The following is a 13,688-nucleotide window of genomic DNA, read 5'->3' as shown; positions in this document are numbered from 1 at the left end:
CCATCCGGCAGACGCACCCAACCGGTGTCTCAGATGTCATGACATCCGAAACTCTCAGAAGTCATGAGACAACACAGTACCCTTAACCCTCGATCCCGAGGCATAAGGCACGACCGCGCGGGGCGAGGGGCCGGCGGGGCCGGGCGGCGAGGGGGAGGTCAGTGGCGCCAGGCGGTGCCGCGCGAGCGCAGGTAGGTGGTGGCGCCTCGGGCGGCCATGAAGACCCAGGCGAAGGCGATCCACAGCAGCACCAGGCCCGACGTCGCCCCGCCAGCCCCTGGCAGCACGCCGCCCCCGATGAGCAGCGCGAGCGGCACATAGGGCACCAGCGTCACCAGACCCGCCCGGGCCAGGTAGCGGCCGTCGCCGGCGCCCATGAGCACGCCGTCGAGCAGGAAGACGACCCCGGCGAGTGGCTGCGCGCTCGCCGCGACCAGGAGCGTCGGGGTGGCGGCTGCGATGACGCCCGGGTCGGAGGTGAAGGCGCGGGGCAGCCAGGCGGCGCCCGCCGCCATGAGTACGCCGATAAGGACCCCCGTCCCGGCGCCCCAGGCCAGCATCCGCTTCAGGAGCTCGTCAATGGACCAGCCGGCGGTCGCCGCAGCAGTCCCGGCCTCCTCCTCGGTGAGGGCCTCAGCCTCCGGTGCGGCCGAGTCCGCGTCCGCCCTCTGGGCCTGACCCAGGGCGGTGCCGATGAGGGCCTGCGCCGCCACGGCCAGCGCATCCAGCGCGAAGGCCGCAAAGGTCCACAGGGCGTTGACCACCTGGTGGGCGGCCAGCGACACCTCCCCGAGCGCGGTTGCCGCCCACACGGTCGCCAGGATCGCCGCCCGCAGGCTCAGTGAACGGATGAGCAGGGGCGTCCCACTGCCCAGGGAGGCCCGCAGGCCCTGGCGGTGGGGGAGCAGTCCCACGCCGGCCGCCCGGGCCGCCCGGGCGATCGGACCGGCCAGCGCCAGCGCCATGGCCGTCTGCGCGATCGCGGTGCCGGCCCCCGAGCCCGCGATCCCCATTCCGACGCCGTAGAGCAGGATCGCGTTGACGACGACGTTGAAGACCGCCCCGGCCGTGGCCACGACGAAGGGCGTGCGCGTGTCCAGCAGGCCGCGCAGCACGCCGGTGGCAGCCAGGACAACGAACATCCCGGGCAGTCCCGGGCATGAGGCGCGCAGGTAGGCCACGGCCGCCTGAGCCACCGCGCCGTCGGCGCCCATCGCTGCGGTCAGCCAGGGGGCGGTCAGCCCGAGGAAGGCGCCCGCCCCCAGCCCCAGCAGGAGCGCCAGCCACATGCCGTCGACGCCGGCCCGCAGGCCCTCGGTGCGCCGGCCGGCCCCGAACAGCCGCGCCGTCGTCGCCGTGGTGGCGTAGGCCAGGAAGACGAACAGGCCCACCGTCGTCGTCAGGATCGTCGAGGCCAGGGAAAGGCCCGCCAGGCTCACCGCGCCGAGGTGGCCGACCATGGCCGAGTCCGCCAGGACGAAGAGCGGCTCAGCGATGAGAGCTCCCAGAGCGGGGACGGCCAGGGACAGGACCTGACGGTTGAGGCCGGAGGAGTCGGGGTGACTGGTGTTGGGCACGGCCCCATTGTGGACCAGGGGTCCGCGCCGGAGGATCAGCGCCTCGGCGGTCCCCGGGCGGTACCGCGCAGTGAGGAGCGCGTGGCCGCCACCGCGGAGCGCTCGAGGGTAGGGGCCGGGTGCCGGCTCCGAGCACGGAGGGAGACTGTCCGGGGAGGTCCTCACGGCCAGGTTGAGGATGAGGTTGAGGTGAGGTCGCGGCGGTGGAGCCTGGGCGTGACCGAGGCTACGGATCGCCGGGATTGTCCTGGGGGATCACACAACTCTTCGAGCTCCAGGAAAGTACTAGAAGGCTGAATATTTGCTGAAGATATGCATGATGAAGCCGATGTTCGGCCGAGATGGCGGGGGTTGGGGATAACTGGAACGGACCACCCTGTAGGGGAGTCACAAACGGTGCGGACCTCAAGTCGAAGATGATGTTTGTCCACAGGTTTACCCACTTGTCCACAGATCACATTGTGATGTCGTGGGAAGAACCTATAGGAACCCTGAACTCTCAGATTCCTGGTATACCAAGGCAAAGTCGCCTTCCTGCGGGGGAGTCGCCACCAGTGCGCACATCTGTGTCCACAGCCTGCCCACCTCTGTCCCCAGGCGTTGGGGGTCTTCCCACAGCGGTCGTGCCGATATCCCCAAGGCCGGTGAACTTGAGAGTTTGCGGGGCCTGCCCGATGGCGTTATCGTCGCGCGCGCGCTCCACGCGGGCGAGCGTCTTCCTGACGCCGCGGGCCGTCGTCGGGAGCAGTAGGACGAGCCGGGACCAACCGGCGTGACAGTGCGGGAGGTGGCCGATGGACAACGGCATGGGCGCTCAGGCCGGCTCGGGCGGCGCCGACGGCGGAAGCGTCCGCACCGACAGCTCTGCCTTCGACCGCCTTCCGCCCCAGGACCTCGAGGCCGAGATGGCCACGCTCGGCGGCATGCTCCTGAGCAAGGAGGCCATCACCGACGTCATCGATGTCCTGCGCGGCCCGGAGTTCTACCGCTCGGCTCACGAGTCGATCTTCGACGCGATCGTCGAGGTCTACAACCGCTCCGAGCCCGCCGACCCGCTCATCGTCGCCGACGAGCTCTCCAAGCGCGGCGAGCTCGAGCGCATCGGCGGCGCCCCCTACCTGGCCACCCTCATGGCCACCGTCCCCACCGCCGCCAACGCCGGTTATTACGCCCGCATCGTCAAGGACAAGGCGCTCATGCGCGGCCTGGTCCAGGCCGGCACCCGCATCACCCAGCTGGGGTACTCCACCGACGCCGGCGACATCGCCGAGCTCGTCACGCTGGCCGAGGCCGAGGTCTACTCGGTGGCTCACCACGAGGGGGAGAAGGAGGACTACGTCGCCGTCTCCGAGCTGCTGGGCGAGGCCAACCTGGAGATCGAGGCCGCCCAGAACCGCGACAACGGGGCGCTGACCGGGGTGCCGACCGGCTTCATCGAGCTCGATGAGCTCACCGGCGGGCTCCACCCCGGCCAGATGATTATCGTGGCGGCGCGCCCCGCCATGGGGAAGTCCACACTCGCCGTGGACTTCTGCCGCTCGGCGTCGATCCACCACGGGATCACCAGCTGCTACTTCTCCCTGGAGATGGGGCGCATGGAGCTCATGATGCGCATCCTGGCCGCCGAGTCCAGCGTTGACATGAACAAGCTGCGCGGCTCGCGCCAGATGGAGGACCGCGACTGGACCGACGTCGCCGTGGCCTACAACCCCGTCTCCAACGCACCGCTGTTCATCGACGACTCGCCCAACCTCACGATGCCGGAGATTCGCTCCAAGGCGCTGCGCATGAAGCAGCAGCACAACCTGGGGCTCATGGTCATCGACTACCTCCAGCTCATGAGCTCGGGCAAGCGCGTCGAGTCGCGCCAGCAGGAGGTCTCCGAGTTCTCCCGCTCCCTCAAGCTGCTGGCCAAGGAGCTGGAGATCCCGGTGATCGCCGTCGCCCAGCTCAACCGCGGTCCCGAGCAGCGCACCGGCAACAAGCCCCAGATGAGCGACCTGCGCGAGTCCGGGTCACTGGAGCAGGATGCGGACATCATCGTGCTGCTGCACCGCCCGGAGTACTACAACAACGAGGAGCGCCCCGGCGAGGCCGACATCATCGTGGCCAAGCACCGTAACGGGCAGACCCGCACCATCCCCGTGGCCTTCCAGGGGCACGTCTCGCGCTTCGCCAACATGGCGCGCGACGTCACCCCCGAGCCCGCCTACGAGTAGGCCGGCCCGACAGGGGACGGGGCCGGGAGGCGGACCGTGCGCAGGCGCAGCACGCCCACGGCCCAGCTCGCCGTCGTCAGCAGGACGGCCATGGCGGCGCCGTGCGCCAGTCCGCGGCGGAGGTAGTCGGTGGTCTCGGACCCCAGGTTCTCCACGACGACGCTCGCGAGTTCCCGGGTCGACCACAGCGGCAGCACTCGGGTCCAGCCCTCGGAAGGATCCACCAGTACCTGCACCGCCATGACTGACAGCAGTAGAAGTGCGCCTTCGAGGTCCCGTGGAACCAGGGCGGCGGCCAGGGAGCCCAGGGGAGTGGCGACGGTGGCGGTCAGCAGCAGCATGACCGGCACTGCGCCGGGGTGGGTGAGCTCGTCGCCGATCGTGGCCAGGACGAGGCCGCTGTAGAGCAGGCCGAGGATCCAGCCGAGCCCGAGTACGGCGAGGTATCGGCCCAGCAGCAGGCTTGCGGGCCGAGCCCCGCTCACGGCGAGGCGGCGGTCCACTGAGCGGGACGAGACCTGCGTGAACAGCGCCAGCGTCGCCGTCGCCCAGCCCAGGCCGATCGACAGGAGCCGGATGGCGGTCCAGTGCGTCTCCAGGCGCACCAGGTAGAAGGTCAGGGGCAGGAGGGTCGCCAGTGCGAGTGCGCCGCGCCGTCGGGCGAGTTCACGCAGGGTGACGAGTGCGACCAGGCCCGTGGTTGCGGCCTTCGCCTGGAACCGGGCGCCCTCGGAGCGGCCCCACTTGGTCTCCGGCGTGGACTGGTCAGGCAAGGTGCTCATGCGGACTCCTTTCGCTGTACCCGCCGGGGCATTCGGAGGACAGCCCGGCTTGCGTCCTCCTGCGGGGCCGGGAGCTCGATGACGCGGTCGACCAGGTCGACATCGCGCAGCAGGTGGGTGACCAGCAGGACGCCCGCGCCCGAGGTGCGCCAGGCCGAGATGAGAGCCCACAGATCCTCGTAGGCCAGAGCGTCAAGGCCTTGGTAGGGCTCATCCAGGAGGAGCAGGTCGGGCGCGTCGAGCTGGGCGAGAGCGACGTTGAGCTTCTGCTGGGTCCCACCCGAGAGGGTCCCGGCGGTCTGGTCTCCGCGGGCGGTCCAGCCCAGGCGGGTGAGGAGACGGCGGCCGGTCGAGATGGAGCGGCCTTGCCGGATCCCGCGTGCCGCCCCGAAGAGCCGGAGGTGCTCGTCGACCGTCAGCAGCGGCGCCAAGGAGTCGAGCTGAGGCGCGTAGCCGAAGTTCGGTGTCCTCTCGATGCTCCCACCGCTTGCGCGCAGCAGGCCCGCGCACAGCTGAAGCAGGGTCGACTTGCCGGCCCCGTTGGCTCCAACGACGGCGACGACCTCGCCGCGGTGGATGGTGAGGTTGATGCCGGATAGGACTGTGCGCCTGCCGCGGCGCGCGGAGACGTCCCTCAGGCGCAGGACCACGGGGGTTGCGGGCAGAGTCTTGGCAGATGCGGTGGTGAGGTCGGTGGTGCCGAGGTCAGCAGTGGCGTGGGGTAACGAGCTGTGCGGGGTGGGAGTGGGTGCGTCGGCCTGGTAGTCCCGCAGTGCAGAGGCGACCTCCCGGGCGTAGAGGACTGCAGGTCCGTACAGGTCGCCGGGCGGAACCCCGGCCGCCTCGGCCTCCGCCTGGGTCGAGGCGGCCGTGCGCTCGACCTCGGAGGACGGCAGACCGCGGGAGGCGAGCTCCACGGCGAAGCTTCGGTACCAGTCGGCCGTCGTGTCCACCGCCGGGTCCCTGGTCTCCTCGGGCCGGCTCATGAGAGGGCCTCTGTGCGTACCCTGCGGCCCTCGATGAGAGCGCCGACCGCAGTGGAGAAGGTGCGCCACTCGGCTCGTCGTGCGGCGAGCTCGGTGTGTCCGGCGTCCGTCAGCTCGTAGTACTTGCGGGCGGGCCCGGAGGTGGAGGGGCGCCAGGAGACTGCGACGAGGCCGCGCTTCTCCAGGCGCATGAGAGCCGGGTAGAGCGTGCCGCCGGGTACCTCGTCCAATCCGGCGGCGGCGAGCCGCTGCGCCAGGGACAGCCCGTAGTCGGCGTGCTCGGCCAGCAGTGAGAGCAGACAGGGTTCCAGGAATCCGCGCAGGAGGCGCGACGCTGAAGAGTCCATGGTTTATAGACTACCTAGTTACTAGGTTGTCTATCTACTGGACTGGCGTGCCGGTTTGCTCGGGTTGATCTGTCACGGATGGCGACTTTTAGGTGGGGCGGTGCTGCGTCGCGTCGGTGGGCCTGGGGCATCTGTGCAGGTCAGGCCGGTGCGGATGGGTCGGTGGCCGCAGCCGTCCGCTTGAAAAGTCGCCAGGAGTGACAGAAATGGGCGTAGAAGACGCACATCCGCCGTCGACGGGCTGACAACCGTCGGCGGCGGATGGTGGAAGCGGGAAGATCGGTGAGGAACCGAGGGGCGCCTCAGCGGTGCGGCTCAGGCCTGTCGGTACTCACCCTGGTAGACGTAGAGGAAGGGCATGTTGCCGCGCAGGCCGTGCCGGATGGAGGAGGAGACGACCTCCTTGGCGGTGACGGCGGCCTCAAGTGGGGAGGCGCCCTTGGCGAGCTCGGCGGTCACCGCGGCGGCCAGGGTGCAGCCGGCGCCGTGGACGCGCTCGGTGCCCACGGCCTCAACTTCGAGGACCTCCAGGGTGGTGCCGTCGTAGAAGACGTCCAGCGCGGTGCCGGTGCCCAGCGACGGGCCGGCCTTGGCCAGGACATTGGGGACGCCCTGGTCGTGGATGCGCTTGGCGGCGTCCTTGAGCTGCTCGACGGAGGTGATCTCCTCCATGCCCGCCAGCGTGGCGGCCTCGAAGAGGTTCGGGGTGGTCATCGTGGCGCGCGGCAGGATCTTGGTGCGCAGGGCGTTATCCACCTCGAGGGCGCCCCCGAACTCCTGGCCCTTGCAGATGAGGACCGGGTCGAGCACCACGGTGGGGAAGTCGTAGGTCTCCAGGGCCTGCTCAACGACGTCGATGGTGGGCGCCGTGCCCAGCATGCCGATCTTGACGGCGTCGACGCGCGAGTGGACGGCGGCGCAGGTCTCGATCTGGTCGGCGATGACGCCGGGGTCCACGGGGACGAAGCGGTGGTTCCACCCGTCCTTGGGGTCCATGGAGACGATGCAGGTCAGAGCCGTGCAACCGTAGACGCCGAGGGTGTGGAAGGTCTTGAGGTCGGTCTGGGCGCCGGCGCCGCCCGAGGCCTCGGAGCCGGCGATGGTCAGGGCGATGGCAGTCATGGGTCAAGCCTGCACCGGTCTGGGCGCGCGAGCCAAGCCGGGTCGGTCGCATGGAACCGGCCCGGCTCGGCGGGCGCGCCGTCAGCGGCCGTGGGCTCAGGCGTTGGCGATGGTCCAGCGGTGGCCGCGGTGCGCGTCCTTCTCGGCCTCGTCCACCAGGGCGACGGCGAAATCGGCCACGGAGATCTCGCTGCCTGCGGGCTGGTTGCCGCCCTCGGTGTAGGTGCCGGTGCGTGGCTTGTCGGTGAACTCCGGGGCGGGGGAGAGCAGGGTCCAGTTCAGGGCGCTGCCGGCCTCGCGGTAGAGGTCGAGGACCTCGGCGAAGGCGAGGGCCTCGGGCTTGTACTCCTCGGGGAACCCGGGGGTGTCCACCAGACGGGTGCCGTCGGGCGTGAGCAGGGAGCCGGCGCCGCCGACGACGATGAGCCGGCCGGTGGGGGCCGCCGCGATGAGGGCGCGGTGAGCGTCAATGACGGGCTGGGCGGACTCTCCGCGGCCGGCGGAGACGGTGATGACGGTGGCGTCGGAGCTGTTGATGAGGTCGACGACGGCCTGCGTGTCGGCCAGGGTGAGGGTGACGTCCTGCGCGGCGCCCTCGGCGTGACGGCCCGAGCGCGAGGCGGAGACGACCTCGTGGCCGCGGCCGGCGGCCTCGGTGACGGTGGCCGAGCCGACCATGCCGGTTCCTCCGATGACGGCGATCTTCATGACTTCCTCCAGGTAGGTGGGGTGCTGGTCCGAGGTGAGTGCGCCGGGTGCCGGCGACCTCGCGATGACTCGATGATATGATTTAGGTACTAAGTACCTCAAAGTAACTAAGGGAGTGTGTTGTGTCACGAACTAAGGGGTTGATGGCTGATCGGCGGGAGGTCGCACGAGGTGGCGTCAGCAGTCCGAGGAGTGTCGTTGCCGCTCGCGGCATCGACACCTCGGGTGTGGAAAGCACGATCGAACCATCCTCGGGCGAGTTAGGAGACGCTGTTCCTCGGGAGAGTGCTTCATGCTGTGCGGCTCCCTCCGCTGAGGGAGTTCAGGCTCCGGTCTTCGACTTCGACATCCTCTCGCCCGCCTGCCCGTCGCGCACGGTGCTGCGCCACGTCGTCGATCGCTGGACCCCGCTGGTGGTGACGGTCCTGGCCGACGGGCCGAGCCGCTTCGGCGAGCTGCGCGCTCGGGTCGGCGGGGTGACGCCCAAGGTCCTCACCCAGACGCTGCGATCCATGGAGCGCGACGGCCTGGTGACGCGCACCCAGCTGCCGGGTGTGCCGCCACGGGTCGACTACGAGCTGACCGACCTGGGCCGCAGCCTCCAGGCCCCCATCGACGCGCTGCGCACCTGGATCCACACCCACTCCGCCCAGATCCTGGCCCACCGCGAGTCCTACGACGCCGTCGAATCCTGACACTCCGGCGCACTCGGGACGTGAGCGCGCTTGTTTCCGCGGCTGTTTCTACGGCCGGGGACATTCTGCGCGGCCGGGTGCCGTCCCGGTCGGCCGGGGACGTGCCGCGCGTTCGGGGACAGGATTCCGGTCCCCGACGGCGTCGAATGCCCCCGCCCGGAAGGACACGCCCCCGGCCGCGTGGAATGTCCCCGTCGGTGGTGGGCCTGCGGGTTGAGGCGGCCGACGCCGTGGGCTCGGGAGGCCGGGACCGTGAGCTTAGGCGGCCGGCGCCGCGGGTTCAGGAGGTGGGGCCGCACCCGACCGCGCCCGGCGGCGCCTGTTGGTGCCCGGCGGGGGGCCGACTGTGCGGCCGATCGCGCACCCGACCGTGCCGCCGCCTCGCCGATGGCCGCCCCGGTCGACGGGACGATGAGGAAATCAGTACCGCGCCGCCGCCGAATCGGGGACCATAGATCTATGAGCGCCGCCACGTCCCTCCCGCCATCCCTCAACGACATCGTCTTCCACGTCCTGGACCCGCTTGAGGCCGTGGAGCGGGACATCTTCCTCACGCGCGCGGAGGCCTGGTACCCCGACCTCCTCGACGGGCTCACCACCCTCTACGGCGACGCCGCCGAGGAGGAGGCACTCAACCTGCTGGCCCTGGCCGCCCGGGCCTACGCGGAGCGCGACTACGAGCTGCGCCGCCTGGACCTGGCCCGCACCCTCGACCCCGCCTGGGCCCAGCACCCCGGCCGCGTCGGATACGCCGCCTACACCGAGCGCTTCGCCGGCACCCTGCGTGGCGTGGAGGACCGCATCGACTACCTGCGCGAGCTGGGCGTCACCTACCTCCACCTCATGCCCCTGCTCACCCCGCGCCCCGGTGACTCCGACGGCGGCTACGCGGTCGCCGACTACCGCACCGTGCGCCCGGACCTGGGCACCATGGAGGACCTCGAGCACCTGGCCGGCGAGCTGCGCGCCGAGGGCATCTCCCTCGTGGTGGACCTCGTCCTCAACCACGTGGCCGCCGAGCACGAGTGGGCGGTGCGGGCCCGCGCCGGCGAGCAGCGCTACCGCGACTACTTCCTCATCTTCCCCGACCGCACGGAGCCCGACGCCTACGAGCGCAGCCTGCCAGAGGTCTTCCCCGACTTCGCCCCCGGCAACTTCGCCTGGGACGACGGCGTGGGCGGCTGGGTGTGGACCACCTTCAACTCCTTCCAGTGGGACCTCAACTGGCGCAACCCCCACGTCATGGCCGAGTTCGCCGGCATCGTCCTGAACCTGGCCAACCGCGGCGTCGAGGTGCTGCGCCTGGACGCCATCGCCTTCACCATCAAGCGCAAGGGCACCGACTGCCAGGGCCAGCCCGAGGTCCACGCCATCGCCGAGGTCCTGCGCGCCCTGACCCGCATCGCCTGCCCCGCCGTCGACCTCAAGGCCGAGGCGATCGTCGCCCCCACCGAGCTCCTCCAGTACCTCGGCCAGGGCAAGTACACCGGCAAGGTCTCCGACCTGGCCTACCACAACTCCCTCATGGTCCAGATCTGGTCCATGCTCGCCGCGCGCGACACGACCCTGGCCGTCGAGGCCCTCCAGAATCTGCCGGTCGAGCCCTCCACCGCCACCTGGATCACCTACCTGCGCTGCCACGACGACATCGGCTGGGCCATCGACGACGACGACGCGGCCGCCGTGGGCCTGAGCGGCTACGACCACCGGTCCTTCCTGTCCGACTGGTACAGCGGCGAGTACCCCACCTCCGACGCCGCGGGCCTGGTCTTCCAGCACAACCCGGCCACCGGGGACCGGCGCATCGCCGGGACGGCCGCCTCACTCATCGGGATCGAGGCCGCCACCGAGGCCTGGGAGGGCGTCACCGACGAGACCCCCGAGCACAAGGCCGAGGCGCTGTGGACCTGGCGCGAGGAGCGGATCCACGCCCTGCGCATGGCCCACGCCATCGTCTACGGCTGGGGCGGCATCCCCGTCCTGTGGAGCGGGGACGAGCTCGCCCAGCCCAACGACCCCAACTGGGACACCGAGCCGGGCCACGAGGCCGACTCGCGCTGGGCCGGTCGCCCCCGACTCGACGAGGGCCGGCTGGCCAACCGCCGCGACCGCTCCACCGTCGAGGGGCGCGTCTTCACCGACCTGGCGCACATGGCGCAGGTGCGCGCCGGCCTGCCCCAGCTCGACGCCGTTGTGCGCACCCAGGTCCAGGACGTCGACGATCCCGGGGTGCTGGTGACCTACCGCGACCACCCTCGGGGCAGCTTCGTGGGCGTGTACAACGTGACGCCGCAGTGGCGCTCGGTGGCCGCCGACCAGCTCGCCCGGCTCGGGGTCATGGGAGCCACCGACGTCCTGACCGATACGGTTCCCTTCGGCTCCACCACGCTGGACGGGGCGGGGGAGGGGCGCGTGCCCGTGCCGCCCTACGCCGCCTGGTGGCTGGTGCGCCCCACGGACTGAGACGGACGAAGGTCCCGGCACGGAGTTGGGCCCCGGGCGGCGGACGTGCAACATTAAGCACGTGACCCGCCGCAGCCTCTCCACCTCGTCAAACGCCCCCGATTCCGCAGCCGCTTCTGCGACCACGGCGGTCACTGAGCCATCCGACGTCGCCCGGGAGACCGCGCTCGTCTCTGCGGCACTGGACTCGGCCACGCCCGCGGCGCTTCTGGCCGGGGCCATCGACGTCGAGCAGGCGCCCCGCCCGCTGAGCGTCTTCGACCTCATGCGCATCGGTATCGGCCCCTCCTCCTCCCACACCGTGGGCCCCATGCGGGCCGGCCGCGCCTTCAGCCGGGAGCTGGCCGAGGCGGTCCGCCCAGGCGGCGCGGGGGCGTCCGACGGCGAGTGCGCCTCCCCGGCCCCCGGCTCCGGCCTGCCGCAGCCCAGCCGCGTCACCGTCGAGCTCTACGGCTCGCTGGGCGCCACAGGCCGCGGGCACGCCACCGACCGCGCCGCCGTCATGGGCCTGGCCGGCTACGAGCCCGAGACGGTCCCCGCCGTCGTGTGCGAGTCCCTCATGGAGGAGGTCGAGGCCGCCGGCGAGCTGGTGGTCGATGGCGTCGGCCCCGTCCCCTTCAGCCCGAGCGCCGACATCCACTTCCTGCCCGGGCGGGTCCTGCCCTACCACGTCAACGGCATGACCCTGACCGCCTACTGCGCCAGCGGCGCCGAGATTCTGCGCCGCACCTACTACTCCGTGGGCGGCGGCTTCGTCATGGAGGACGTCGGAGCTCCCGGGGCGCCGTCGATCCAGGCCCTGGCGACCGCCTCCGCCTCCCAGGCCCACGCCACCCCTGCGCCCTTCCCCTTCACCACCTCGGCCGCGATGCTGGCGATCTGCGAGCGCGAGGGTCTGAGCGTCTCCGACGTCGTCCTGGCCAACGAGCTCTCCGCCCGCAGCCGGGAGGAGGTCATCGCCTACCTGGACCGGTTGCGTGCCACGATGCGGGCCTGCATCGAGGCCGGCATGAACGCCGAGGGCATCCTGCCCGGCGGGCTCGGGGTGCGCCGCCGCGCCAAGGCCCTCCACGAGCGGCTGCGCGCCCAGTCGAGTGGCCCGGCCGCCGCCTTCACCATGGCCGACCCCCTGCGCGGCATGGACTGGGTGGACCTGTTCGCGCTCGCGGTCAACGAGGAGAACGCCGCCGGGCGCCGCGTCGTCACCGCCCCCACGAACGGCGCGGCGGGCATCGTCCCGGCGGTCCTGGCCTACTACGAGCGTTTCATCCCCGGGGCCGACGACGACGGCGCCCGCCGCTTCCTGCTGGCCGCCACCGCCGTGGGCGGGCTCATCAAGACCAATGCCTCGATCGCGGGGGCCGAGGTGGGTTGCCAGGGGGAGGTCGGATCGGCCTCCTCGATGGCGGCCGCCGGCCTGGCCGAGGCCCTGGGTGGGACGCCCGCCCAGGTGGAGAACGCCGCCGAGATCGCCATGGAGCACAACCTGGGGCTCACCTGCGACCCGGTGGGCGGACTCGTCCAGATCCCCTGCATCGAGCGCAACGCGGTGGCGGCCGTCAAGGCCATCAACGCCGCCCGCATGGCCCTGTGGGGCGAGGGCCGGCACGCCGTCAGCCTCGACACCGTCATCGAGACGATGCGCCAGACCGGCGAGGACATGCTCGCCAAGTACAAGGAGACCTCCCGCGGCGGCCTGGCCGTCAACGTCGTGGAGTGCTAAACCACCTCGACACTGGTCACTGAAAATGCGTACTCCAGGATGTGGACTTGAGTACTCTATACGAGTCCCGCGCGTTGCTGAGGTCACCTGCTTGATCTCAATCTTCTGTCGAGTCGCTTGACGACCAACCGTGATGCGAGGAAGATAACGGAGTGCTTACGGTGACGTAGGCTAACCCTGGACTATCCCCTACGGACGAGACTCACAACATGAACAGGTCCCAATCCTCCGACGCCGTATCCACGGTAGGTTCTGAGAACGTCACAGACTTCATGCTTGCCCCGGGGGAAACCTCGGTTTACGGTCAGCGATTCATTGTGTCGCTCCTCTTCCCCTTCCTTAAAGCGGAAATGATGTGCTCGAGCTCGAGGTTCGTGTACAAGGTGCCGAACACTCTTCTTGGCGTCATTCCTATCGGGTCTGAAGAGAACACTTTCCCCATCAGTGCGATTTCAGCGGTGACGGCGTCCGGCCGATTCAAGTTCGGGCGCGCGCTCTTGGCTCTGGTATTCCTGATCTTCGGTTTTGCCTTCATGGATGGCTACCCTGTTCGCGGAGCTATTCTCCTTCTGCTTTCTGTTGTCTTTGCGTTGACGTCCTATTCGACGGCACTTGTGGTGACCAACCATGCCGGGGGCTCCTTCGGTCTCGAGATCTCATTTATCGAGTCCCGTAAACTCCGGGCGTTCACAGTTGAGCTGCAGAATCGCGTGTTCGCGGACTGGGAGGCCACGCGTCACGGCGAGGCTCAGGAGATTCGTATGCAGACTCTCGCCATGCAGCAGATGCAGCTCGCCCAGATGCAGCAGGCTCAGATGCAGCAGCAGCTGCAGCCGCAACAGAGTGGGCAGTTCCCTCAGGGACAGCCTCAGATGCTGCCCCAGCCCCAGATGCTGCCCCAGCCCCAGCAGCAGCCCCAGCCCCAGCAGAGTGGGCAGCTGCCTCAGGGTCAGCCCCAGACGCAGTCCCTGCAGAACCAGCCCGGCTACACGGAGCAGATCTCACAACAAGGGCAGATGCCTCCCGTCCCGCCGCCCAGTCCCGATCAGGGGCAGTGAGGATCCCT

General features: G+C 70.1%; 11 protein-coding genes. 5 read left to right on the top strand and 6 right to left on the bottom strand.

All coding sequences use genetic code 11. The features are described 5' to 3' along the window. Positions 1 to 158: 158 nt before the first annotated feature. Positions 159 to 1,577 (bottom strand): MATE family efflux transporter, encoded by a 1,419-nt coding sequence (locus AB7V09_RS08515; protein WP_419143491.1) that lies wholly within the window; start codon positions 1,575 to 1,577, stop codon positions 159 to 161. Between the two features lie 794 nt (positions 1,578 to 2,371). On the opposite strand from AB7V09_RS08515, the gene dnaB reads away from it, so the two are divergent. Beyond that, complete coding sequence (dnaB, locus tag AB7V09_RS08510; RefSeq protein WP_009406849.1) at positions 2,372 to 3,796, top strand: replicative DNA helicase; 1,425 nt, start codon at positions 2,372 to 2,374, stop codon at positions 3,794 to 3,796. Here the strand turns inward: dnaB and AB7V09_RS08505 are convergent. From AB7V09_RS08505 to AB7V09_RS08485, 5 genes are all read right to left on the bottom strand, one after another. Further along, positions 3,787 to 4,578, bottom strand: coding sequence for an ABC transporter permease (locus AB7V09_RS08505; protein ID WP_419143490.1), 792 nt, complete (start codon positions 4,576 to 4,578; stop codon positions 3,787 to 3,789). The two genes, dnaB and AB7V09_RS08505, sit on opposite strands and share 10 nt — an antisense overlap. After that, positions 4,575 to 5,564 carry an ATP-binding cassette domain-containing protein gene (locus tag AB7V09_RS08500; RefSeq protein WP_419143489.1) on the bottom strand — a complete coding sequence of 330 codons (990 nt, stop codon included), beginning with the start codon at positions 5,562 to 5,564 and terminating at the stop codon, positions 4,575 to 4,577. Before AB7V09_RS08500 ends, AB7V09_RS08505 begins: the two co-directional genes overlap by 4 nt. Beyond that, positions 5,561 to 5,911 carry a PadR family transcriptional regulator gene (locus AB7V09_RS08495; RefSeq protein WP_419143488.1) on the bottom strand — a complete coding sequence of 117 codons (351 nt, stop codon included), beginning with the start codon at positions 5,909 to 5,911 and terminating at the stop codon, positions 5,561 to 5,563. Before AB7V09_RS08495 ends, AB7V09_RS08500 begins: the two co-directional genes overlap by 4 nt. A gap of 315 nt (positions 5,912 to 6,226) precedes the next feature. Continuing rightward, positions 6,227 to 7,033 (bottom strand): bifunctional hydroxymethylpyrimidine kinase/phosphomethylpyrimidine kinase, encoded by an 807-nt coding sequence (thiD, locus tag AB7V09_RS08490; RefSeq protein WP_419143487.1) that lies wholly within the window; start codon positions 7,031 to 7,033, stop codon positions 6,227 to 6,229. 96 nt (positions 7,034 to 7,129) lie between these two features. Next, the gene (locus AB7V09_RS08485) at positions 7,130 to 7,741 is read right to left on the bottom strand and encodes an NAD(P)-dependent oxidoreductase (protein WP_419143486.1); all 612 of its coding nucleotides are present in this window, start codon (positions 7,739 to 7,741) and stop codon (positions 7,130 to 7,132) included. A 239-nt stretch (positions 7,742 to 7,980) separates the two neighbouring features. On the opposite strand from AB7V09_RS08485, the gene AB7V09_RS08480 reads away from it, so the two are divergent. The 4 genes from AB7V09_RS08480 to AB7V09_RS08465 all read left to right on the top strand — a co-directional run bounded on the left by AB7V09_RS08480 (position 7,981) and on the right by AB7V09_RS08465 (position 13,680). Continuing rightward, entirely contained in the window at positions 7,981 to 8,436 is a 456-nt protein-coding gene (locus AB7V09_RS08480; RefSeq protein WP_419143495.1) for a winged helix-turn-helix transcriptional regulator, read from the top strand. Positions 8,437 to 8,895: 459 nt separating this feature from the next. After that, complete coding sequence (locus tag AB7V09_RS08475; protein ID WP_419143485.1) at positions 8,896 to 10,899, top strand: alpha-amylase family protein; 2,004 nt, start codon at positions 8,896 to 8,898, stop codon at positions 10,897 to 10,899. Positions 10,900 to 10,960: 61 nt separating this feature from the next. Beyond that, a complete protein-coding gene (locus AB7V09_RS08470) occupies positions 10,961 to 12,622 on the top strand; it encodes an L-serine ammonia-lyase (protein WP_279013874.1) in 1,662 nt (553 codons plus the stop codon). Positions 12,623 to 12,831: 209 nt separating this feature from the next. Then, positions 12,832 to 13,680, top strand: coding sequence for a hypothetical protein (locus tag AB7V09_RS08465; protein ID WP_419143484.1), 849 nt, complete (start codon positions 12,832 to 12,834; stop codon positions 13,678 to 13,680). Positions 13,681 to 13,688 lie beyond the last annotated feature (8 nt).

The sequence above is a fragment of the Actinomyces sp. SKVG-SVH-4(1) genome (assembly GCF_048514265.1).
In the GTDB taxonomy this organism is placed as follows: Bacteria; Actinomycetota; Actinomycetes; order Actinomycetales; family Actinomycetaceae; genus Actinomyces; species Actinomyces oris.
This window is presented reverse-complemented; position numbering and strand designations above follow the sequence as displayed.

Coding starts and splice junctions, on each gene's coding strand:
- AB7V09_RS08475 (WP_419143485.1), top strand. CDS start 8,896: ATGAGCGCCGCCACGTCCCTCCCGCCATCCCTCAACGACATCGTCTTC.
- dnaB (WP_009406849.1), top strand. CDS start 2,372: ATGGACAACGGCATGGGCGCTCAGGCCGGCTCGGGCGGCGCCGACGGC.
- AB7V09_RS08485 (WP_419143486.1), bottom strand. CDS start 7,741: ATGAAGATCGCCGTCATCGGAGGAACCGGCATGGTCGGCTCGGCCACC.
- AB7V09_RS08495 (WP_419143488.1), bottom strand. CDS start 5,911: ATGGACTCTTCAGCGTCGCGCCTCCTGCGCGGATTCCTGGAACCCTGT.
- AB7V09_RS08505 (WP_419143490.1), bottom strand. CDS start 4,578: ATGAGCACCTTGCCTGACCAGTCCACGCCGGAGACCAAGTGGGGCCGC.
- AB7V09_RS08465 (WP_419143484.1), top strand. CDS start 12,832: ATGAACAGGTCCCAATCCTCCGACGCCGTATCCACGGTAGGTTCTGAG.
- thiD (WP_419143487.1), bottom strand. CDS start 7,033: ATGACTGCCATCGCCCTGACCATCGCCGGCTCCGAGGCCTCGGGCGGC.
- AB7V09_RS08500 (WP_419143489.1), bottom strand. CDS start 5,564: ATGAGCCGGCCCGAGGAGACCAGGGACCCGGCGGTGGACACGACGGCC.